This window comes from Colwellia sp. Bg11-12 (genome assembly GCF_014076955.1).
Classification (GTDB): domain Bacteria; phylum Pseudomonadota; class Gammaproteobacteria; order Enterobacterales; family Alteromonadaceae; genus Colwellia_A.
Window position 1 is genome coordinate 531,079 of sequence record NZ_JACGUZ010000071.1, and the last position, 21,690, is coordinate 552,768.

Sequence of the window (21,690 nt, forward strand, 5' to 3'; positions counted from 1 at the left end):
GTGACTACAGCAGGAGAATACCATTTGTTATCAGATAAAGTGATTGTAATTACAGGAGGGTGTGGCTATTTAGGTCAACACTTTTGTCAAAGTGTTATTACACAAAATGGCCATGTTATTATCGCAGATATTGACCCAGAAAAAGGTGAACAGTTAGCGCTTGAACTTAATGTTTTAGCGAAAAAAAATAATTCATCAGCTCGCGCAGAATTTTATCATCTTGATATTTGTAACCTCGAATCATTACAGGTATTAATAAACCAGCTCGCGCAAAAATTTAATCGTATAGATGCTGTTGTTAATAATGCTTACCCGCGTAATAAAAATTATGGCGCTAAATTTTTAGACGTTAAATATGAAGATTTCTGTGATAACTTGAATATTAATTTAGGGGGATACTTTCTCACGTCACAGCAATTTTCCCGCTATTTTAGTCAACAAGGTTACGGTAATATCATTAATATTGCCTCTATTTATGGCGTAATAGCACCAAAGTTCGAACTTTACCAAGAGACGAATATGACCATGCCGGTTGAATACGCAGCGATTAAATCAGGATTAATCCATTTAACTAAATATATGGCAAAAGAACTAAAGGGGAAGCATATTAGAGTCAATGCGTTAAGCCCCGGAGGCATTTTAGACGCACAACCGCAATCATTCCTTGATAAATATAAAGAGAACAGCCTCAATAAAGGTATGTTGTCTCCTGAAGATATCTGTGGTTCTTTAATCTATTTATTGAGTGACGCTTCTACGTTTGTTAATGGCCAAAATATCATCGTAGATGATGGTTTCACACTTTGATATTAAGGCTAAGTAGATGATAAAGCTTTCTTTGAATGAACAAGCGTTAACGGATTACTTGTTAACGCAATTGAATAATTTCTTCCCCGATAAGTTTGAACATAAAGCAGAAATAGCCTTGGTTATGCCTAAGGCTCTTGAACGACTGAATAACTGTTTTAAGCATATCAATCGTAAGTATTATCAAGAAAAAACCAGTGACAACCAAAATTATACAGTCTTTAATCACTTAAATAGTGATCATTACGCAAGTTTTCTTTATATCTTAAGTAACCAAGCGTGGCGTGAAAACGCTATTGTTCTTGCTGAAAAATTATTTTATTTAAATAAAGCGCTTAATAGTTTTGACTGTTTTTATAGTATTGAATTACCAGAGATCTTCATGCTGGTTCATCCTGTTGGTACTGTATTAGGTCATGCTAAATATGAAAACTACCTTGTGGTCTATCAAAATGTTACGGTGGGCTCTACGCTTTCAGGACAATACCCAACATTTTCTGAGGGCTGTGTTCTATATTCAAAAGCTTCCATTCTTGGTGATTGTCATCTGGGCAAAAATGTTTTGGTCGGCGCGAATGCCTTTATCTTAAATACTCAGGTTGAATCAGCACACGCAGTTGTTGGCGTGCACCCCTCATGTGAATTTATACCTTCAAAAATCAATGTCCAAAAAGATATATTTTTAAGCTAAATGTCTCAGTAATTAAAAGGAAATAAAAATAATAATATGAATTATTTTGAAAAAAATATGATCATTATTAACAAGCGTTGGCCAAACATTGTTAAAGAATTAGAGGCTATCGACCTTTCATTAATTGATGCACAATGGCTAACGGGGCAATGTAATACTGTCGTTTTTGAAGGTATTCAAATTAGCAGTAGTTATGACGCTTATGCTGAAGCTGAAATTCAGTGTCAGCAAATTCCCCTCGCGAGTAAAAAAGCTTACCTTTATGGCATGGGTTTAGGTCAGGTACAACAGTTACTCCTTGCACGAGAGAAAATAGAAAATTTAGATATTGTTGTTATGAATTTTTATCTACTCGCTTTCTGTCTTTCTCATGTTGATCAATGTCAATGGTTGGAAGATGAACGGGTTCAATTACACATTTCGACGAGTTGCTCAAAAGTAAAATTTCCTTTTATTGCACTACCGGCAGAGCTGGTTACGGTAGAGGATCGCTTTGCCTCGTTACGTGATCGCCTTTGTTTAGAATTAGATCAGCAATTTATCAGTAAAACCAATAGTGTCAGCGCCGAAAAAGTTGTCAATAGTATTAATAAAAACAGCCAGCTACTGACGATAGACGCTGACATTGTAGAGCTGAGTAACCTTGAACGCCTAAAAAGTAAAATGTCTAAGCCAGACAGCCTGGTCGTTGTAACCGCCGCAGGACCTTCATTAAGTGATCATTACCATTGGTTAAAGCAAAATAAACATAAAGATAATATGATTATTATTGCTGTTGATGCGAGTGTAAAACCTCTTTTAGCAGAAAAAATAATCCCAGATATTATTGTTTCAATTGATCAAGTTGCGCATCAGCTTTTTGCTGATATTAATATGAAAGAATTAGCGGGTGTCCCCTTAGTCTACTTTCCTTTACTCGATAATAAATTTTTGCAAAATTGGCCTGGACCTCGCTTTGTTAGTCTTTCAAGTAACACTGAATTTGACACGTTATCAGTAAACTTTACACACACACGGTTATTTTCTGCGGGCAGTGTTATTCACCCTACGATTGACCTTGCGGTGAAACTTTTAGCTCGAAAAATACTGTTGTTGGGTGCTGACTTTTCTTTAATTCGCCAACAAACTCATGTTAGTCACACTGAAATTCTCTCAGAGCGTGAGCTGCTTTCCCCACAAGATACACCACACTGGATTTTTAATGGTCGCGGAAAGAAAGTGCCCACGTATTTAAATTTTCGTGGTTATTTACGAGATTTAGAAAGCTACATTGAGCAACAGCATCAAACACAATTTTTTACTGGTAGCCTTGATGGTGCAAATATAATAGGAGCACCTTTGTGGCCTGATTTTTGTAAAAAAACACAAACAGGAGCAGGTGGCCATGAATAATATACGTCATATCAACGCCTTGATTAGCGAAACTTATCGATTGATCTTATGTGGACAAGAGGGAGCTGCAAATAAATCACTTGCAAAAATATATGATGAATTACTGAAAATAACCCCGATGCTCAGTGCTGAAAAAATACAGACGTTATCGCAATTACTACAGGTAATGCTTGATGCCCAGCAACGAAGAGATATGATTTATTTGGCTGACATAATGAAATTTGAAATACCTAAAATATTGTCATAAGCAATAAAAAAGATATGTTGTCAAATTAATGACCTGTAGCGTCAATTTTTTGTTGCTTATTTAGTATATCACGCTAAAATCTGTTTATTAGTTAATAAAAATATTGGTTTATCAAGATTATGCAGGGTCAAAAACATGTTCTTGTCGTGGATAACGACATTACCAGGCGCGATCAAATAGCCACCGTATTATCGTTTGTAGGCGAACACTTTTATGTTTGCCCTGAAGAAGATATTAATCAGTATTTTAACGAATCTGATCATATTCTTACCGTTATTTTATGCGGTAAGGTCAGTGAGTTACTTGTCGAATTTGTTAAAAAGCACCCAGCAACCCCCTTTATTTTACATGATGTGCTTGATGCTAGTTTACTTAATGAAGCGGTAAATGTATTAGGCAGTTTGGCTGTGCCATTGAATTATGCTCAACTTACCGAGCAAGTACATCACTGCCACCAATACCACAACCAATTACCTTCAAAAAGAAACCACAATGGTCCTAATCTGTTATTCCGATCTTTGGTGGGTACCAGCGAACCTATGCTACAAGTTAGATTTTTAATTGAGCAAGTGGCAAGTACTCAAGCCAGTGTGTTGGTTTTAGGAGAGTCAGGTACGGGTAAAGAAGTTGTTGCACGTAATATTCATAATTTGTCTGATCGTGCAAAAGGACCTTTTGTACCGGTTAATTGTGGAGCTATTCCTGGTGAATTACTCGAAAGTGAATTATTTGGCCATGAAAAAGGGGCATTTACAGGGGCTATTTCTACGCGCAAAGGCCGTTTTGAAATGGCAGAAGGTGGTACCTTATTTCTTGATGAAATCGGAGATATGCCACAACCCATGCAAGTAAAGCTTCTGCGTGTGCTACAAGAGCGTACTTTTGAACGCGTAGGTGGTGCAAAAAGTATTAAAACTAACGTCCGTATCATTGCCGCGACGCACCAACACTTAGAAGATATGATCACCGCAGGAACCTTTCGTGAAGATCTGTTTTATCGTCTGAATGTTTTTCCTATTGAAACACCGGCACTGCGTGATAGAAAAGAAGATATTCCTTTGCTGATCAAAGAACTTATTTCTCGTTTTGAAGCCGAGCAAGGACAAAGTGTTCGTTTTACTGAGCAAGCGATTGAATCGTTAAAACTACATGCTTGGGCGGGTAATGTTCGTGAACTATCAAACTTGATTGAGCGTATGATTATTATGTTTGGTGAGCAAGTTGTGAATGTCAGTGAACTACCTGCAAAATATCGTCATATTGATGTTGAAGAGTATCAACCAGCATATCCAGATGAGTTGCAAGAACGTGATGCGATAAATGAGCTGTTTGCTGGTTTTGATTACGATGATGACGAAGAAGACACCACGGGTTTTGATGATGAACCTAAAGGTGAATCAGTCGTTGATGTGCTACCCAATGAGGGTTTAAATTTAAAAGAGTACTTAGCAGATTTAGAAGTTTCGATGATAAACCAAGCACTTGATAAAAATGATTGGGTTGTTGCTCGCTCTGCTGAATTACTAGGGATGCGCAGAACCACGTTAGTGGAAAAAATGCGAAAGTATAGTTTACAAAAGCATAACGGCTAACCGTTTTTTTTGCGCTTTTATCTTTACGTAGGATGACACTTAGCGACTACTTCGTTGAGTTTTTTTTGTTAGTACACGCTAAAGCCAAATCTTTGACAACGTTTTTTGTACGTAAAACAACCTGTAACCTCATGTAAATTAATACAAAGCCTCTTTGGCATAGTTAATGCTTTATTCAGTTGGTATTTTTAAATTGAGTAAAGTATATGACCGTTGCAGTTTCACATTCATTAGCATCTTCAACCTTATCTTCATCCATTAATTGTGTGGAAGATAGTTTATTTCATCAAGCTAAGTTTGCTTTTACTCAGCAGCCTTTTTCTGCAAGTGATACTTTAGAAAGTGAAGCATACCGTGGTGAGCTTTCCTTACTTCGTCAAAAATCAAATCAACTTGAACAAATTATCGATGTCATGCCTACCGGGATGATAATGCTTGATGGTGATGGCATTGTGATTAAAACCAATAAAATTGCTAGCCTGTTACTTGACGAACCTATTTTGGGTCAAGCGTGGTTTGATGTGATTAAACGCTCTTTTAAACCACGCGCAGACGATTGGCATGAAGTGTCATTAAAAGATGGTCGCCGAGTTAAGCTAGAAATTACCGCCTTGGGTGACCAACCAGGGCAGCTAATTATGATCACCGACCTCACGGAAACACGTTTATTACAAGACAAGCTTAGCCATATGCAACGTTTATCTTCATTAGGTCACTTGGTTTCAAAACTTGCTCATCAAATTCGCACTCCACTTTCTGCAGCAATGTTATATGGCGCAAATTTAAAAAATAAAAAACTTTCTCCAGATGATCGCGGTAGTTTTCAAGAAAAATTAATGGCGCGTTTGCACGACTTAGAGCAACAAGTAAATGACATGTTGCTCTTTTCCAAAAGTGGCAAGCAGAAAGTTGTTGAACCGCTTTGTGTTAATCAATTGATTACGTATTCAGTTAACAGTGTTGAAGCTTTAATTTTGCAGGCTAAAGCGAAAGTAAATATTAAACTTTGTGATGATGATTGCCAAATCTTGGGTAATAAGCGCGCTTTGAGCGGGGCAATTGAAAACTTGATTCATAATAGTTTGCAAGTGATCAAACAAGGAGCAGAAATTACGATTACGACTTTCTGCCAAAATGAATATGCCTACATTAGCGTACAAGACAATGGGCAAGGTATTGATGAAGAACTTGCCAGTAAAATTTTTGAACCTTTTTATACATCAAGAGCACAAGGTACAGGTTTAGGTTTAGCGGTTGTTAAATCAGTAGCAAAGGCGCATCAAGGTGATGTGCGTTTAGTGAGTAAGCCAGGAGAGGGTGCACACTTTTGTATTCACTTACCTATTTTAGAAACAAACCATGTTAATGGGGAGAACACTAATGGATCAGAGTAAAATATTAGTGGTTGAAGATGATGCGGGACTACGCGAAGCACTCATTGATACCTTAAAATTATCAGGTTATCAGTGTATTGAAGCTGATTCAGGTGAAGTGGCTTTACTTATTCTCAAAGAACAAAGTGTTGATCTTGTGGTGAGTGACGTACAAATGGGTGGGATGTCAGGTTTAACTTTGCTTAACAGTATCAAGAGAAAGTGGCCAAATTTACCTGTGCTTATTATGACAGCATATGGCACGATTCATGATGCAGTACAAGCAATGCGTGATGGCGCTTGTAATTATATGGCGAAACCTTTTGCTCCTGAAGTTTTGTTAAATATGGTTAATCAATATGTGCCATTAAACGTGACGAAACGTCATGAGCCCGTAGTGGCAGATGCACGCAGCATTGAATTATTAGTGTTGGCTAAAAAAGTGGCGACTACAGATGCTTCCGTTATGGTGCTTGGCCCAAGCGGTTCAGGTAAAGAAGTACTTGCGCAATATGTACATTATAATTCAAACCGAAGTGACATGCCTTTTGTTGCTATAAATTGTGCCGCAATTCCTGAGAATATGCTTGAAGCGACTTTATTTGGTTATGAAAAAGGCGCCTTTACGGGAGCTATTCAAGCATGCCCAGGTAAGTTTGAACAAGCGCAGGGTGGTACTATCTTATTAGATGAAATCACTGAAATGGATCTTGGCTTACAAGCAAAAATTTTACGGGTGTTGCAAGAGCGAGAAGTTGAACGTTTAGGGGGGCGTAAAACGATTAAGCTTGATGTTCGGGTTATAGCAACCAGTAACCGTGATTTACATGCTGCGGTAAAAGACGGAATATTTCGTGAAGATTTATATTACCGTTTGAATGTTTTTCCATTAACGTGGTTACCATTGAAAAAACGTAGAGATGATATTGTACCTTTAGCTAAGCACTTAATTACCCAAGCATCGGTCGCTAATGGTCTTGCAATTCCGGAACTGACTGCTTCAGCTAGAAATAAACTGGCCAGTTATGATTGGCCGGGTAATGTCCGAGAATTAGACAATGTTATTCAAAGAGCTATTATTTTACACAGTGACCACCTTATTGATGCGGGTGATCTATTAATTGAAAATTTTGATAGTGAAATTGTTACTGAGATACCGTTAGAAAATAATAATGAAGACAAACTAGGCAATGAACTTAAACTACAAGAGCATCAAATTATTCTTGATACGCTGACCGCCTGTCAAGGTAGCCGAAAAGATGTTGCTGAACGATTAGGGATCAGCCCAAGAACACTGCGTTATAAAATAGCCAGAATGCGTGATTCAGGTATTCAAATACCCGCATAAGATAACGACAACGATTAAAACCTCACTTATAAACCCAACTTTTTTATTAAAATGTTGGGTTTACTGCTATCAGTCCCTTTAAATAACCACTTCTTCCATAATTATAATACTGGCACCATGCTTGCAATATCTGGTTATATCGTTAACTAAGCCGTTATTTTCAGGGTTAGTAGCAAAAAATTGACACAGGTGAGTAGACCATGAATATCAATACCAATTCTTTATACGCACAAATGCAAAGTATGTCGCTTGGAAACTCATCAACGCAAGGTGTCTCATTTGAAAAAATGGGTAATGACCTCGCAATGGGAGATAACGCATCTCCGGCCGTCAATAAATCTACAAGTAGCTTTGGCGATATGCTTAAAGATGCTGTAAATAATGTTAATGATATTCAAAAAGATTCAGGTGCTAAGCGTACTGCTTTTGAAATGGGTGACAGGAGCGTTACCCTCGCTGACACCATGGTTGCTTCTGCAAAGGCGGGTATTGCCTTTGACGCTACCGTACAAGTACGTAATAAGTTTGTAGAAGCATACAAAGAAATAATGAATATGCCTGTTTAATGAGCCTTTGGTATTAAACAAAAATAGACCGTATTTCATAATAAAAATTAAGTGGTAGTGGAGAGAGTAAGTGGCTGATACTGATAATAATTCAATGATTGCTGCAGATGGTGGCACGGGGCTAATGGCAAGCGACGGTTCCGAAAGCATGGCTGATGAACAAAAGTCAGGCTTTGCCTCTGCAATGGGTAATGTTGATTTGTTACGCCAAATTACCTTAATTATGGCGCTGGCGATATGTTTAGCCATTGCTGTCTTTGTTATTATGTGGGCAAATCAAGCGGAATACCGATTTCTTGCTAAGCAGCCGACTGAACAACTAATCAAAACAATGGATTTTCTCGACGCAAACCAAGTGGAATACCGTCAAGAAAATAACACTATCTCAGTTCCCAGTGATCAATATCAAGACATTAAAATTTTATTAGCACGAGAAGGTTTATCAGATGAGCCCTCAGCAGGTAATGAAATTATTATGCAAGATATGGGCTTTGGTGTTAGTCAACGCCTTGAAACAGAACGTCTTAAGTTTTCTCGTGAACAACAACTCGCCCGGACCATTGAAGAATTACAAGCTATTTCTAGAGCAAAAGTATTACTGGCGATACCGCGTGAAAATATTTTTGCCAAACGCACCCGAAGTGCATCGGGTACCGTTGTTTTAACGCTACGCAAAGGGCGTTTGTTATCAGAAGAAGAAGTTGATTCTGTTGTCGATATTATTGCTTCTGCGGTTCAGGGCATGGAGCCTAACCGAGTAACCGTTACAGATCAAAATGGTCGCTTACTTAACTCAGGCTCACAAACTTCAGTCTCTTCTCGTTCACGCAAAGAATTTGAAATGGAGAAAAAAAGAGAGAATGAGTACTTAAACAAAATTGACAGTATATTAATCCCTGTTGTGGGTTTAGGAAATTACACTGCCCAAGTTAATGTCACTATGGATTTCACCTCAAGTGAAGAAATGCAGCGTCGCTATAATTCCGATTTACCTGCTCTGCGCAGTGAGATGAAAATTGAAGACAACACTATTGGTGGTTTATTAGGGGGAATCCCAGGTGCGCTGAGTAATCAACCGCCACTTGACTCAAATATTCCAGAGAACGCCAATGGTGGTGCGCAGCAAAAATCAATGCCAGGTCGTAAACATCTCGAGTCCACTAAAAATTATGAATTAGACGAAGCAATAAGCCATACTAAACAACAAGCAGGTGTTGTTCGCCGGATCAGTGTTTCTGTTGCTCTTGATTATTTGTCAGTGCCAGGAGCAGAAGGTGCGACTACAGAATCGCCAAGAAGTGTGGAAGAAATGTCAAACATTCGCCGCTTATTACAAGGCAGTATTGGCTTTAACTTACAACGTGGTGATGTTTTAGAGGTTGTTACTTTACCCTTTTCTCGTGAAATTCTTGAGCCAGCGCCAAAAGTACCTTTTTATGAAAATACCACCATCTTGAAGTTTTTCAAATTAGGTATGGGCGCATTAGTTATTATTGTACTGATATTCGTTGTTGTTAAACCTATGCTCAAACGTCTCATTAATCCAGACCAAACTCCTGACGACTACGGTGATAAATCGCTTGATAGTCATATTGATTTGGGTGATGAAACCATGGATATGCTAACATCAGACTTTGACGCCGCGGCAGTAGGGTTTGCTCCTGATGGGAGTTTACAATTACCCGACCTACATCGCGATGAAGATATATTAAAAGCTGTTCGAGCGCTTGTTGCTAACGAGCCTGAACTTTCCTCTCAAGTAGTTAAAAGTTGGTTGAACGAAGATGAGTGATGAAATGCAAGAGCTAAGCCCTGCACCTAAAGGGTTTGACGTTGACAAACTTGATGGCGCAGAGAAAGCTGCGATATTATTACTCAGTTTATCTGAAGAAGATGCCGCGCAAATATTAAAACACTTAGAACCTAAACAGGTTCAACAAGTGGGTATGGTTATGGCCGCGATGGAAGACTTCACGCAAGAGAAGATTACCGCTGTACATAAACTTTTTATTCATGAAATACAAAACTTTAGTACAATTGGCTTCCAAAGTGAAGAGTTCGTTCGTAAAGCGTTAACCGCTGCATTAGGTGAAGACAAAGCCGGCAATTTAATTGATCAAATTGTTATGGGTGGTGGCGCAAAAGGTTTAGATTCGTTGAAGTGGATGGACTCAAAACAAGTAGCGAACATTATTCGCAACGAGCATCCTCAAATTCAAACCATTGTACTTTCCTATTTAGACCCTGATCAATCTGCTGAAATTATGAGCCAGTTCGCGGAAAAAGTACGTCTTGATTTAATGATGCGTATTGCCAACCTTGAAGAAGTTCAGCCTGCAGCACTGCAAGAACTTAATGAAATTATGGAAAAACAATTTGCCGGTCAAGCGGGCGCACAAGCCGCTAAAATGGGTGGTTTGAAAGCAGCTGCCGACATCATGAACTTTCTTGATACCAATGTTGAAGGTATGTTGATGGACTCTATTCGAGAGCACGATGAAGAAATGAGCCAGCAAATACAAGACCTAATGTTTGTCTTTGAAAATCTCGCTGATGTTGACGACCGCGGTATCCAAGCAATATTGCGTGAAGTGCAGCAAGATGCGCTGATGAAAGCCATTAAAGGAGCTGATGATGCTCTGAAAGAAAAAATTATGGCCAACATGTCGAAACGTGCTGCTGAAATGCTTGCCGATGACCTTGAAGCCATGGGACCTGTTCGTATCAGTGAAGTTGAAGCCGCGCAAAAAGAAATTTTGTCTGTGGCTCGACGTTTATCTGACGCGGGAGAAATTATGCTAGGGGGGGCTGGCGGCGGTGATGAGTTCCTATAACTCAATGATGCCCCAGTTTTCAAATGACTTGTGCTAAAAATAGAGTCATCCAATAACGTTACTCATGTAAACATTTAGCGCCTGAAGCCACTTTAGGACCTCCTATATGTAGTTCGTTTGATAAAGACTGTTATAACATATTATGAAAATATTAAATAAAACCAACGCTGACATTATTAAGCCCAATCTTGAACAAGAAACCGATGTATGGTCATTGCCTAGCGTAGAATCTGAAAATAAAGTTAAAGATGAAACCACTAATGCTATGGGTAAGAAAGCTGCTTGGCGCTTCGAACCCCCTGAAGATATAGTTGAAGAGGAAATAGCGCCGCTAACAGCAGAAGATATTGAAAACATTCGTCAAGCGGCATTTGACGAAGGTTTTAGTCAAGGTAAAGAAGAAGGTTTTGCTAAAGGTCATGAGGAAGGAAAGGTGTCAGGCCACGAAGAGGGTGTGGAACTTGGGCATAAAGAAGGGGTTGAAACAGGCTTGGCAGAGGGAAAAGAAAGTATAGAAGAACAGTCCGCCGCATGGCAGTCGCTCACTGAACAGCTTCATAAGCCGTTACTCGATGTAGAAAAAAATGTCGAACAACAACTTCTTCATCTTGTTGTGCAACTTACCGAAGCTATTACCCTACAAGAAGCTAAAACAAATCCTGATATCATAATAGGCGCAATTTCTGCTGGCATAAAAGCTTTACCTAGCCAAGAAGCACAAACACAAATTTTATTGCACCCAGATGATATTAAACGTGTTGAAAAGCAATTTGGTGCGGATCATGTTCAAGAGCAAGGTTGGCGCTTACTTGCTGCACCGCAACTTGTTCCCGGTAGTTGTCAAATTGAAAACAGTACTTCCAACGTAGATTTAAGTGTTAAATCACGGATGAAAGAAGTATTGGACTCATTTTTGCAAGATGCACTACATCAGTAACTTCTTGTATAAAAGAGTCAAAATACCGCTATGGTTGATACCTCTCGCCTAAATGAAAGACTAAAAAACTGTCAAGAGTTTGTGCATCCGCATAAAGTTTCTGTCGCTGGGCGTTTAGTACGAGTTGTGGGTTTAACCTTAGAAGCGGTGGGTGTTAAAGCCGCTGTAGGAAGCCAATGTCTAGTCGAAACCGCACAGGGCGATTTAATCGCCGAGATTGTCGGATTTTCCAAAGACATCACCTTTTTAATGCCAGAACAAAGCTTACAAGGCGTTTTACCTGGCGCGCGCGTTGTGCCACTAGCAACAAAAGCTCGCTTACCTTTTTCAATGGATTTGCTTGGCCGAGTCGTTGATGGCGTAGGCAAACCCTTAGACGGTAAGGGGCCAATCAAAAACTCGGGTCATTACCAAATAAATAATAAACCTATTAACCCTTTATCGAGACGGGCAATTACCGAACCTTTAGATGTTGGTGTACGTGCTATTAATAGCTTTTTAACCGTAGGTGTAGGTCAGCGTATGGGTCTGTTCGCAGGCTCAGGTGTCGGTAAAAGTGTTTTGTTAGGGATGATGACACGTGGTACAACTGCTGATGTAATTGTGGTGGGATTAATTGGTGAACGTGGCCGAGAAGTTAAAGAATTTATCGAAGAAATTTTAGGTGAAGAAGGGCGTGCGCGTTCTGTTGTCGTTGCTGCGCCTGCAGATAATTCGCCATTAATGCGTCTAAAAGGCTGTGAAACAGCGGTACAAATTGCTGAGTATTTTCGAGATCAAGGCTTAAATGTTTTATTATTGGTCGACTCGCTGACACGTTATGCACAAGCGCAAAGAGAAATAGCACTCGCTGTGGGCGAGCCTCCAGCAACCAAAGGTTATCCGCCTTCAGTATTTTCAAAGTTACCACAACTCGTAGAACGAGCGGGTAATGGTGGTGAGGGTCAGGGATCAATAACCGCATTTTTTACGGTATTAACAGAAGGTGATGATTTACAAGACCCTATTGCAGATGCTGCTCGGGCAATCTTAGATGGGCATATTGTTTTATCTCGTGCTTTAGCTGATTCAGGCCACTATCCTGCGGTTGATATCGAAGGTTCTATTAGTCGTGTAATGCCAATGGTGACCAGTGAAGAGCATCAGCAACTCGCTCGACAATTAAAACAAGTTTATTCGCTATACCAGCAAAACAAAGATTTGATTGCTATTGGTGCTTATAGCCGTGGCAATGATCCTCGTATTGATCAGTCAATTGACTTAATGCCTGTGATAAAATTTTTCTTACAACAAAAAATGCTAGAAGTTATTCCTTATGATCAAAGTTTAACGCAACTCCAAGAAATATTTTCTGCAGCGCAAGCACACGCACAAACAGCGCAGGGATAATAAAATGTTCCAGCATCGTGTTGTTAAAGAAAGTGTAGTAACGCTTCTTGGCAATTCACTATTACAAAAGGGTAACTTATGCCATTAAAGCAACTTGATACCTTACATCGTTATGAACAAGACAAAGAAAAAAAAGCAGCGCAAGCATTGCAAACTGCTGAGTTTGAATATCAGCAGAATATTGAACGGTTAAACAGTGTTAGCGAGTATCGGCTTGAGTATATGAAACGGTTAAATGAACGTTCAATGGTCGGTATCGATAGCGCAACATTTAGCCATTTTCATGCCTTTATTGCCAAGCTAGACAACGCAGCTCAGCAAGTAGATATTGCCATAACGCAAAGTAAGGCAATAGTCGAACAGAGCAAACAACAGTGGTTTGCTCAGCGACAAAAAATTCAAGCAGTGGAATTACTTCTTGATAAAAAAAGAGACGCACTGGTCATTATTGCAAACAAACAAGAACAAAAAATGTTTGATGAAATTGCTACTCAACAATTTGTGCGACGAAAAATGCAGAGATAAAGCTATTTTAAAAGATTATGATCTTCATTGGAACAATACTTGCTTACTTATGTGTTAGAAATAAAATTAGCCATAAAAAATGCTATAACTCTTTTAAATATAGCTCAAACTTACCGTTGAAATGAAAAGGTTTACTATGCCGCAAGTTAATACATTAGCCATAGATATAGCGCCAAGTAAGGATTTTAGTTCTGTTCAGTCAGGAGCAACAGGCTCGTCAAAAAATTCAAATAAAGATTTTGCGCAAATGGTTGACCAACATTATCAAAACCAACAAAGCGGCAAAAAACAAGAAACAAGTGGCAATAAAACGAAAGTTGATGCAGAAAGTAACCCAGTAAATAAAAGCGCTCCATCGAAAGATAAAGAGTTAGGTACGGTATCTGATGAAGAAATCAATACTGAAATTGATGAGAGTGAATCAGCAGAGAAGTTGCCTAGTGATGATCAAGATATCAATGAAAGAAAAGATCAGCTAGAAAATGCTCAAAAAGAAGAGCCTGAGCAGAAAAGTGCAATAGTTGTAAATGTTAATAACGAATCGCCGACTTCTAAAAATACAGAAAGTAGTACCGAGCAACTTATGTCGTTCTTGTCGGCTTCTCAAAAAATATTATCTGATGGCGTAAAAGGTGAGAACACGGTTACGCCAATAAATAATGAAAAATTATCAACCCTAGAGAGTGCAGGTAAGCAGCAAGAAAAAACTGAATTAGAAGTACTTTTAAAGCAAGTACTTGGTGGAAACGATAAGGTAAAAACAGAAACAATTGAAGATAATTCAGTAAAATCTAACACCGATAAAAACGTAGCTGAGCAATTAAAAGTGCAGGTAGCTAGCAAAAGTGCGGCATTGATAAATAAAACTGACGCTCAAAGCCTACCCATCGTTGAAGCGGTTAAAAGTGAAAGTAAGTTAGACGTTGCTGTAGTTGAGAAAAAAGCAGGAAATGAGCAAGTTTCACCAATGAAATTGACTGATCTTAAGACCCCGCTGTCAACGCAAACTGAAACATCATTGAAAACAGAAACTGCCGTTAACAATGCTACAAAGCAGCAAATGTCAGCAAGTGATCTTGAAACCCTTGCGGTTGGTGAAGAAAATACAGCGACTGAAGATGAATTAGAAAAAAACAAAACAGCGTTTTTAGGTAGCCAAGATAAAGCGACAACCCATGATAAAACGCCACAAAGTCAAGCGCAAAATAACACCTCGGTAACGAAAGAGGGAGCCGAGACGGCATTACCTGTAACAGTTAAAAACGAAAATTTGGTGGGTGAAATTGATGCTAATAATATCAATACAGATAAAGTCGCTTTTGCTGGAGTGAGTGTTCCTGGCGAAAAACAAGCTCAAGAAAGTAACCAGAATCAAAGCCGGGTGATCAATCAAGCAACCCATAAAGTACTTGAACCACAAAACTCAAGTGCCGGCGAACAATCTCAAGAGCAGTCGTCAGAGCAACAAAACAAGAAAATGGCACAAAATTTTACTAACGCTGAAAAATTGGTCAACAATGAAGTACCAGTTAAAGAAAAACCATTTAGTGATATTTTTGATAAAAAACAAATGAATACCAGTATTGATAATGCGCTTAACAGGGATATTCTTCAAGTTAATGAAGCGACAAAATCAGCAGCTTTCACTGAAGAGATGATCACCAAACTGAGCAGTGAAAATGTTCAATCTACGGCGCAATCAGTCACGAATGCAAAGCAAGCGACTTCATTACAAAATGAAGCTTTATCGGTATACCGTAAAGATTTTGCTGGCGCGTTGAAAGATAAAGTCATGGTAATGATGAATCAGAAACTTCAACAAATTGAAATTCGCCTTGATCCTCAAGAATTAGGTAATGTTAACGTTAAAATTAATATGCAAAATGAGCAGGCTGTTGTTAATTTTACGGTGCAAAACCAGCAAGCAAAAGAAGCTTTTGATCAAAACTTAGGCCGATTAAAAGAGATGCTTGCTGAAAGTGGTGTTGATGTTGGCGATGCCAATGTTGAACAACAAAGCAAACAAAATAATGAAGATGAACTTGGCGGTGGTGGTCAAGGTGGTGAGGGCGATGTTACCGGTAATGAATTATCAGAGTTAAGTGATACGCAAACACTAAATTTGGTTAAAGGTTCATCAACTGGCGTAGATTACTACGCTTAAATGAGAAAACTCATTGGCTAGTTAGCGATTCAACGATATAGTTGATTAAACGTAAACCTAACATTTAAATAGATATTAAAGGCTCGATGATGGCTGATGAAAAAGGCGAAGGTAAAGAATTAGAATTAGACAGCAAAGGCAAAAGCAAAAAAATGATCATTATCATTGCTGCGGTTGTGATATTGGCTGCTGTAGGTGGTGGAGTTTACTTCTTTATGGGAGGAGACGACCCTGTTTCTCAAGAACAACTTGAAGCTGAACTTGATGGTAACAGTGGCGATGACAGTGCCGAAGGCGAAGCAAAAGAAGTTGTTGCGCCAAGTACAGGTTCAGCATTATATGTGCCAATGCCAAGACCATTCCGTTTTAATGTACCGGGTGCTTCTCGTGATCGATTCGTTGAAATAAGAGTGCAGTTATTAGTAAGAGGCTCTGACAATGAAGAAGCAGCCAAGAAACATGTACCCTTAATCGAAAGTACCTTGCTGGCGGTTTTTTCTCAGTCAAATGCTGATGATTTATCAACCAGTGCAGGAAAAATCTCATTAAAACAAAAATCTTTGGTTGAAGTTCATAAAATTATGAAAGATGTTGAAGGTAGTAATGTGGTTGAAAAAGTATTATTTACCGGTTTTGTAATGCAATAAGACTATGCGATAAGACAATGCATTTAACTAAAGAGACTATTCAGTGAGTGATTTATTATCTCAAGACGAAATTGATGCGCTATTACATGGTGTTGACGACGTTGAAGAAGAGGAAGTATCAGAGGACTTTGCCAAAGAAGAAGGCAGTACGTCTGACTATGACTTTTCATCACAAGATCGTATTGTGCGTGGCCGAATGCCAACACTGGAAATGGTCAACGAACGTTTTGCTCGTCATATGCGTATTAGTTTATTTAATATGATGCGCCGTACGGCTGAAGTATCTATTAATGGTATTCAGATGATCAAATTTGGCGAATATGTTCACACGTTATTTGTGCCAACAAGTTTGAATATGGTTCGTTTTAGGCCACTAAAAGGTACCGCATTAATTACCATGGAAGCGCGATTAGTTTTTATTCTCGTCGATAACTTCTTTGGTGGTGATGGACGTTACCACGCGAAAATTGAAGGGCGTGAATTTACGCCAACCGAACGACGTATTATTCAAATGCTTTTAAAGTTGATCTTTGAAGATTACAAAGAAGCATGGTCTCCGGTTATGGACGTATCTTTTGAGTATTTAGATTCTGAAGTCAACCCGTCAATGGCGAATATTGTTAGTCCAACCGAAGTTGTAGTGATCAGTTCTTTTCATATTGAACTTGATGGTGGTGGTGGCGACTTTCACATTGCTTTACCGTATTCAATGCTTGAGCCTATTCGTGAGTTACTTGATGCCGGTGTACAAAGTGATAAAGAAGACACTGACATGCGTTGGTCAAAAGCACTTCGTGATGAAATCATGGATGTACCTGTTGAGCTATCCACTAAATTTATCTCTGTAGATCTTTCTTTACAGAAAATTATGGATTTAGAGAAGGGTGATATTATTCCTATTGAAATGCCAGAGCATATTACGGTGTTAATTGAAGGTCTACCGTCATTTAGAGCTAAATTAGGACGTAGTCGTGATAATGTTGCGATTAAGATATCTGAAAAAATTAAACGTCCAGAGTCAGTGAAAAATGAATTAACCATATTAACCAAAGGGGGTAAGCGCTTAGATAGTGATGCAGAGTTACACCTTTTAGAAGATGATTTTGATTATTAATAATTTTATTAAAGCAAAAGTAGATAATAAAGTAAATTTGAGGCCAATGGCATGAGCGATAAAGATGACGATTTAGGTATGTGGGACGAGGCTATGGATGAACAAGCCGAAGCTGCAGCCAAAGCCGAAACAGTTGAATTAGAAGAACTTGAAGAAGATGCGCCGATCACAGGTGAAGAAAAGCGTAAACTTGACGCAATTCTAGATATTCCTGTGACTATTTCTATGGAAGTAGGACGTAGCCACATAAGTATTCGCAATTTATTACAGTTAAATCAAGGCTCCGTTGTAGAGCTTGACAGGGTTGCTGGTGAATCGCTTGATGTCTTAGTTAATGGTACGTTGATAGCACATGGTGAAGTTGTTGTGGTGAATGATAAATTTGGTATTCGATTAACTGATGTTATTAGCCAAATTGAACGTATTAAAAAGTTGAAGTAAAGCTTATGCGCTTATTGCTTTTTATCAGCTTAATTTTTATCACTTTTCAAAACAGTGCTGAAGAAAATTTAGTCGTGCCAACGGTTGCTGAAAAAAACGCTGCCACTGATTTGAATCAAACAACACCCGACACAGTTGAAGCAGGTCGACATGTTATGGGTAACCTTGATGCTGGCAGTATGATACTTTCATTACTTGCGGTGTTATTGGCTATTGTGGTCGTTGCGTGGATATTAAAAAAACTTCAAGTAGGTGGTGGCTCTGTCGTTAATGGTCTTAAAGTTGTGACGAGCCTAAATTTAGGCGCTAAAGAACGATTAATTGTGGTACAAGTCGGTAAAAAACAATTATTATTGGGTGTTACTGGGCAGCAAATTAATTTGCTTGAAACTTTAGCTGAACCTATTGAAATTAAAAGCGTTGTCCCAATAGAACTTAGCCAAAAGCTAGCGCGATTTAGCCGTAACTCTACCGATAAAGCCAAGAGTGAAAAATTCTCATGACAGCTCCACCGTTAACTAAAGCGCCAAAAAAAACAGCATATCCAGCTAACAGCAGGGTAAAAAGAAATGCTATTGAAAATTTACTCATCAGATTATTTTCCGTTAAAGGTTTTATTTTCTTATTTCTACTGTTGGTTGCTTTTTTTGCGAGCCAAACAGTATTAGCTGCTGATGACTTAGGTATGTCGGCATTAAAGCTGACCACTAACCCTGATGGCTCACAAGAATATACGGTAACCCTGCAAATATTAATGTTTATGACCGCATTAGGCTTTATTCCTGCTGCGATTATTATGATGACCTCTTTTACCCGTATTGTTGTGATCATGGCCATTTTAAGACAGGCCATAGGACTACAACAAACACCGTCTAATCAGGTGGTTATAGGTTTAACGTTGTTCATGACCATGTTCATTATGACGCCGGTATATAACGAAATAAATCAACGTGCGATTGAACCATATTTAGCTGATCAAATGACATCTGTTCAAGCGATGGAAAGTGCCAAAATACCCTTGCGCGCTTTTATGCTTGAACAAACCAGAATTAAAGACTTGGAAACGTTAGCGAATATGGCGGGAATTGTTGCGGTTGATGAACCCACTGATTTACCCATGACAGTGATTATCCCCGCTTTTATTATTAGCGAGTTAAAAACGGCCTTTCAAATAGGTTTCATGTTATTCATTCCTTTTTTGATTATAGATTTAGTGGTCGCTAGTATTTTAATGGCAATGGGTATGATGATGCTATCGCCAATGATCGTCTCATTACCCTTTAAATTGATGCTGTTTGTATTGGTTGATGGCTGGAATTTAGTGATAGGTACCATTGCTACCAGCTACGGAATGGGGAGTGGCTAATGAATCCAGAAGTCTTTGTTGACATACTCAGTGATGCGCTTTTTTTAGTTATTGTACTGGTCTCAGCTATTATTATTCCTGGTTTATGTGTGGGTTTAATTGTTGCTGTATTCCAAGCCGCCACGTCGATAAATGAACAAACGTTAAGCTTCTTGCCTCGCCTGATTGTGACGCTTCTAGCGCTTATTTTTGGAGGACATTGGCTAGTACAAAAATTAATGGATTTCACTATCCGGCTGATTTCAAGTATTCCCAGTGTGGTGAGCTAGTGGAGTTCACCGAGTCAGTTGTTATGCAATATATCGCTGACTTTATTTTACCTTTCTCGCGTATTTCTGCGCTTATAATGTCAATGATCGGCTTTGGTTCCAAAATCATACCTGGAAAAGTTAAAGTGTTTCTGTGTATGACATTAACGGTTGCTATTATGCCAGCCATTCCACCAACACAAGTCGATAGTCTTCTTTCTTTTCAAACCACTTTGCTTATTTTTGAACAAATGGTTATTGGTATTGCACTCGGTCTTGTGACCGTAATGGTTCTTAATACTTTTACGCTTGCCGGTCAAATTATTGCGATGCAAACGGGCTTAGGTTTTGCTTCTCTCGTTGATCCTGTTAGTGGTATGAATGTCCCTGCGGTTGGCCAATTTTTCTTAATTTTATCAACCCTTATGTTTTGGGCAATGGATGGGCACTTAGCTTATCTACACTTTATTGTGGCGAGTTTCGACACGTTGCCAATAGGGGAATATAAATTTACTCCAGATAAGTTTAAAGAAGTGGTTGAATGGGGCGAGTGGATGTTTGCTACAGCGTTATCATTAGCGTTAGCCCCTTTAACCGCAATGTTATTAATTAACTTTTCTTTTGGGGTAATGACACGTGCTGCGCCACAATTAAATATTTTTGCAATAGGTTTTCCTGTCACTATGTGTGCAGGATTACTTATTATGTGGTTAACGATGGGCAACTTTTTTACGCACTATGAATTGCAATGGCAACGTGCACTTGATTTTAGTTGTTACCTCATTGATTGTAAGGCGAACTAATGGCTGATGCAGGTAGCGGTGAAAAAACAGAAGAACCTACAGAAAAAAAACTTGCTGACGCCAGAAAAAAAGGTCAAATAGCGCGTTCTAAAGATTTAGGGACTATGTTTGTCTTGGTTGGGAGTGCTGTTGCTATCATGCTGGTTGGTGGAATGTTAACGGAAAGCTTAGCAGGCATCATGAAGCGTTCATTTAGTTTGAGCCGTGCTGAAGTGATGGACTTTCATGCATTGTATAATGTACTTAGAGGCTCAGTAGGAAGTTTAGTCGCACCGATGTTATGGATATTTTCGATCATTATCGTTGCCGCTTTTATTGGTAATACCATGCTAGGGGGGATGAGTTTTTCTACCGAAGCTATGGCGCCAAAAGCCAGTAAGATGTCGCCATTAGCAGGCTTTAAACGTATGTTTGGTATTAAAGCGCTCGTTGAATTAGTTAAATCACTGATGAAATTCTTTGTCGTTTTTATTGTTGCTTATTTATTATTGAGTAGCTTATTCGAAGAAATACTTGGCCTTAGCTTAGAACTTATACCGTTGAGCTTAGAGCATTCGGTAACTTTATTGCAGTGGATGTTTCTAGCACTTGCTTTATCGGTTGGTATTATTGCCGCTATTGATGCGCCTTACCAAACGTGGGACCACAACCGTCAATTAAAAATGACTAAGCAAGAAGTTAAAGATGAAATGAAAAATTCAGAAGGTAGCCCTGAAATAAAAGGACGTATTCGTCGCACTCAGTATGAAATGTCGCAGCGAAGAATGATGCAAGAAGTCCCCGATTCTGATGTGGTTATCACGAATCCAACGCATTATGCTGTAGCCTTGAAATATGATGTCGCTGAAGGTGGAGCACCGATGTTAGTGGCGAAAGGTATCGACGAAATGGCGATGCACATTCGTACCATAGCGAAAGAGAATAATGTCGAAATTATTGTGTCTCCGGCATTAGCCCGCTCTTTATATTATTGTGCGGAAGCCAATCAAGAAATTCCAGAAGAACTTTTTGCTGCGGTCGCCCAAGTATTAGCTTTTATATTTCAACTTAACGAACACAAAAAAGGTAAGGCTAAAAAACCAACACCTATTGCAAAGAATCTGCCTATCCCTGATGATTTCAAATATTAATTAACTTATTTATTAATGGTTTAAATTTTTTTTGTTGGTTTATTATCCAAGCCAACCACTTTTAAGCGAGTGTTGG

Annotated in this window: 22 protein-coding genes; all 22 read left to right on the forward strand. The window is 38.9% G+C overall.

What is annotated here, in order from left to right:
* The 22 genes from H4J39_RS11350 to flhB all read left to right on the forward strand — a co-directional run bounded on the left by H4J39_RS11350 (position 1) and on the right by flhB (position 21,614).
* The gene (locus H4J39_RS11350) at positions 1–807 is read left to right on the forward strand and encodes an oxidoreductase (RefSeq protein WP_310649743.1); all 807 of its coding nucleotides are present in this window, start codon (positions 1–3) and stop codon (positions 805–807) included.
* A gap of 16 nt (positions 808–823) precedes the next feature.
* Entirely contained in the window at positions 824–1,498 is a 675-nt protein-coding gene (locus H4J39_RS11355; RefSeq protein ID WP_182228336.1) for a serine acetyltransferase, read from the forward strand.
* A gap of 36 nt (positions 1,499–1,534) precedes the next feature.
* Positions 1,535–2,890 carry a motility associated factor glycosyltransferase family protein gene (locus H4J39_RS11360; RefSeq protein WP_182228338.1) on the forward strand — a complete coding sequence of 452 codons (1,356 nt, stop codon included), beginning with the start codon at positions 1,535–1,537 and terminating at the stop codon, positions 2,888–2,890.
* Positions 2,883–3,137, forward strand: coding sequence for a hypothetical protein (locus H4J39_RS11365; RefSeq protein WP_182228340.1), 255 nt, complete (start codon positions 2,883–2,885; stop codon positions 3,135–3,137). The genes H4J39_RS11360 and H4J39_RS11365 overlap by 8 nt, the downstream gene beginning before the upstream one ends.
* Before the next feature lie 119 nt (positions 3,138–3,256).
* Positions 3,257–4,729, forward strand: coding sequence for a sigma-54 dependent transcriptional regulator (locus H4J39_RS11370; RefSeq protein WP_182228342.1), 1,473 nt, complete (start codon positions 3,257–3,259; stop codon positions 4,727–4,729).
* A 206-nt stretch (positions 4,730–4,935) separates the two neighbouring features.
* On the forward strand, positions 4,936–6,123 hold the full coding sequence (locus H4J39_RS11375) for a PAS domain-containing sensor histidine kinase (protein WP_182228344.1): 1,188 nt from the start codon (positions 4,936–4,938) through the stop codon (positions 6,121–6,123).
* Positions 6,110–7,450 (forward strand): sigma-54 dependent transcriptional regulator, encoded by a 1,341-nt coding sequence (locus H4J39_RS11380; protein ID WP_182228346.1) that lies wholly within the window; start codon positions 6,110–6,112, stop codon positions 7,448–7,450. The genes H4J39_RS11375 and H4J39_RS11380 overlap by 14 nt, the downstream gene beginning before the upstream one ends.
* A 200-nt stretch (positions 7,451–7,650) precedes the next feature.
* Positions 7,651–8,016, forward strand: coding sequence for a flagellar hook-basal body complex protein FliE (gene fliE / locus H4J39_RS11385; protein ID WP_182228348.1), 366 nt, complete (start codon positions 7,651–7,653; stop codon positions 8,014–8,016).
* Between the two features lie 70 nt (positions 8,017–8,086).
* Positions 8,087–9,808, forward strand: coding sequence for a flagellar basal-body MS-ring/collar protein FliF (gene fliF / locus H4J39_RS11390; protein ID WP_182228350.1), 1,722 nt, complete (start codon positions 8,087–8,089; stop codon positions 9,806–9,808).
* Positions 9,801–10,850 carry a flagellar motor switch protein FliG gene (gene fliG / locus H4J39_RS11395; protein WP_182228352.1) on the forward strand — a complete coding sequence of 350 codons (1,050 nt, stop codon included), beginning with the start codon at positions 9,801–9,803 and terminating at the stop codon, positions 10,848–10,850. The genes fliF and fliG overlap by 8 nt, the downstream gene beginning before the upstream one ends.
* Positions 10,851–10,992: 142 nt before the next feature.
* Positions 10,993–11,787, forward strand: a complete 795-nt coding sequence (fliH, locus tag H4J39_RS11400; protein ID WP_182228354.1) for a flagellar assembly protein FliH — start codon at positions 10,993–10,995, stop codon at positions 11,785–11,787.
* A 30-nt stretch (positions 11,788–11,817) separates the two neighbouring features.
* On the forward strand, positions 11,818–13,176 hold the full coding sequence (gene fliI, locus H4J39_RS11405; RefSeq protein WP_182228356.1) for a flagellar protein export ATPase FliI: 1,359 nt from the start codon (positions 11,818–11,820) through the stop codon (positions 13,174–13,176).
* Between the two features lie 78 nt (positions 13,177–13,254).
* Positions 13,255–13,701, forward strand: coding sequence for a flagellar export protein FliJ (gene fliJ, locus H4J39_RS11410; RefSeq protein WP_182228358.1), 447 nt, complete (start codon positions 13,255–13,257; stop codon positions 13,699–13,701).
* 136 nt (positions 13,702–13,837) lie between these two features.
* Positions 13,838–15,865, forward strand: a complete 2,028-nt coding sequence (locus H4J39_RS11415) for a flagellar hook-length control protein FliK (RefSeq protein WP_182228360.1) — start codon at positions 13,838–13,840, stop codon at positions 15,863–15,865.
* Positions 15,866–15,954: 89 nt separating this feature from the next.
* Positions 15,955–16,512, forward strand: coding sequence for a flagellar basal body-associated protein FliL (fliL, locus tag H4J39_RS11420; RefSeq protein ID WP_182228362.1), 558 nt, complete (start codon positions 15,955–15,957; stop codon positions 16,510–16,512).
* Between the two features lie 43 nt (positions 16,513–16,555).
* Positions 16,556–17,626 carry a flagellar motor switch protein FliM gene (gene fliM, locus H4J39_RS11425; RefSeq protein ID WP_182176952.1) on the forward strand — a complete coding sequence of 357 codons (1,071 nt, stop codon included), beginning with the start codon at positions 16,556–16,558 and terminating at the stop codon, positions 17,624–17,626.
* A gap of 51 nt (positions 17,627–17,677) precedes the next feature.
* Positions 17,678–18,067, forward strand: a complete 390-nt coding sequence (fliN, locus tag H4J39_RS11430) for a flagellar motor switch protein FliN (RefSeq protein WP_182176951.1) — start codon at positions 17,678–17,680, stop codon at positions 18,065–18,067.
* A 5-nt stretch (positions 18,068–18,072) separates the two neighbouring features.
* Entirely contained in the window at positions 18,073–18,570 is a 498-nt protein-coding gene (fliO, locus tag H4J39_RS11435) for a flagellar biosynthetic protein FliO (protein ID WP_182228364.1), read from the forward strand.
* A 182-nt stretch (positions 18,571–18,752) separates the two neighbouring features.
* Positions 18,753–19,433: a flagellar type III secretion system pore protein FliP gene (gene fliP / locus H4J39_RS11440; RefSeq protein ID WP_259368826.1), complete on the forward strand. Its 681-nt coding sequence runs from the start codon at positions 18,753–18,755 to the stop codon at positions 19,431–19,433.
* Positions 19,433–19,702, forward strand: a complete 270-nt coding sequence (gene fliQ, locus H4J39_RS11445; RefSeq protein ID WP_182228368.1) for a flagellar biosynthesis protein FliQ — start codon at positions 19,433–19,435, stop codon at positions 19,700–19,702. Before fliP ends, fliQ begins: the two co-directional genes overlap by 1 nt.
* Positions 19,702–20,484: a flagellar biosynthetic protein FliR gene (gene fliR, locus H4J39_RS11450; RefSeq protein ID WP_182228370.1), complete on the forward strand. Its 783-nt coding sequence runs from the start codon at positions 19,702–19,704 to the stop codon at positions 20,482–20,484. The genes fliQ and fliR overlap by 1 nt, the downstream gene beginning before the upstream one ends.
* Complete coding sequence (gene flhB / locus H4J39_RS11455; RefSeq protein ID WP_182228372.1) at positions 20,484–21,614, forward strand: flagellar biosynthesis protein FlhB; 1,131 nt, start codon at positions 20,484–20,486, stop codon at positions 21,612–21,614. The genes fliR and flhB overlap by 1 nt, the downstream gene beginning before the upstream one ends.
* Positions 21,615–21,690 lie beyond the last annotated feature (76 nt).

Coding starts and splice junctions, on each gene's coding strand:
- fliO (WP_182228364.1), top strand. CDS start 18,073: ATGCGCTTATTGCTTTTTATCAGCTTAATTTTTATCACTTTTCAAAAC.
- flhB (WP_182228372.1), top strand. CDS start 20,484: ATGGCTGATGCAGGTAGCGGTGAAAAAACAGAAGAACCTACAGAAAAA.
- H4J39_RS11365 (WP_182228340.1), top strand. CDS start 2,883: ATGAATAATATACGTCATATCAACGCCTTGATTAGCGAAACTTATCGA.
- fliQ (WP_182228368.1), top strand. CDS start 19,433: ATGAATCCAGAAGTCTTTGTTGACATACTCAGTGATGCGCTTTTTTTA.
- H4J39_RS11360 (WP_182228338.1), top strand. CDS start 1,535: ATGAATTATTTTGAAAAAAATATGATCATTATTAACAAGCGTTGGCCA.
- fliL (WP_182228362.1), top strand. CDS start 15,955: ATGGCTGATGAAAAAGGCGAAGGTAAAGAATTAGAATTAGACAGCAAA.
- fliI (WP_182228356.1), top strand. CDS start 11,818: ATGGTTGATACCTCTCGCCTAAATGAAAGACTAAAAAACTGTCAAGAG.
- H4J39_RS11370 (WP_182228342.1), top strand. CDS start 3,257: ATGCAGGGTCAAAAACATGTTCTTGTCGTGGATAACGACATTACCAGG.
- H4J39_RS11355 (WP_182228336.1), top strand. CDS start 824: ATGATAAAGCTTTCTTTGAATGAACAAGCGTTAACGGATTACTTGTTA.
- H4J39_RS11380 (WP_182228346.1), top strand. CDS start 6,110: ATGGATCAGAGTAAAATATTAGTGGTTGAAGATGATGCGGGACTACGC.
- H4J39_RS11415 (WP_182228360.1), top strand. CDS start 13,838: ATGCCGCAAGTTAATACATTAGCCATAGATATAGCGCCAAGTAAGGAT.
- fliH (WP_182228354.1), top strand. CDS start 10,993: ATGAAAATATTAAATAAAACCAACGCTGACATTATTAAGCCCAATCTT.
- fliJ (WP_182228358.1), top strand. CDS start 13,255: ATGCCATTAAAGCAACTTGATACCTTACATCGTTATGAACAAGACAAA.
- fliE (WP_182228348.1), top strand. CDS start 7,651: ATGAATATCAATACCAATTCTTTATACGCACAAATGCAAAGTATGTCG.
- fliP (WP_259368826.1), top strand. CDS start 18,753: ATGTCGGCATTAAAGCTGACCACTAACCCTGATGGCTCACAAGAATAT.
- H4J39_RS11375 (WP_182228344.1), top strand. CDS start 4,936: ATGACCGTTGCAGTTTCACATTCATTAGCATCTTCAACCTTATCTTCA.
- fliN (WP_182176951.1), top strand. CDS start 17,678: ATGAGCGATAAAGATGACGATTTAGGTATGTGGGACGAGGCTATGGAT.
- fliG (WP_182228352.1), top strand. CDS start 9,801: ATGAGTGATGAAATGCAAGAGCTAAGCCCTGCACCTAAAGGGTTTGAC.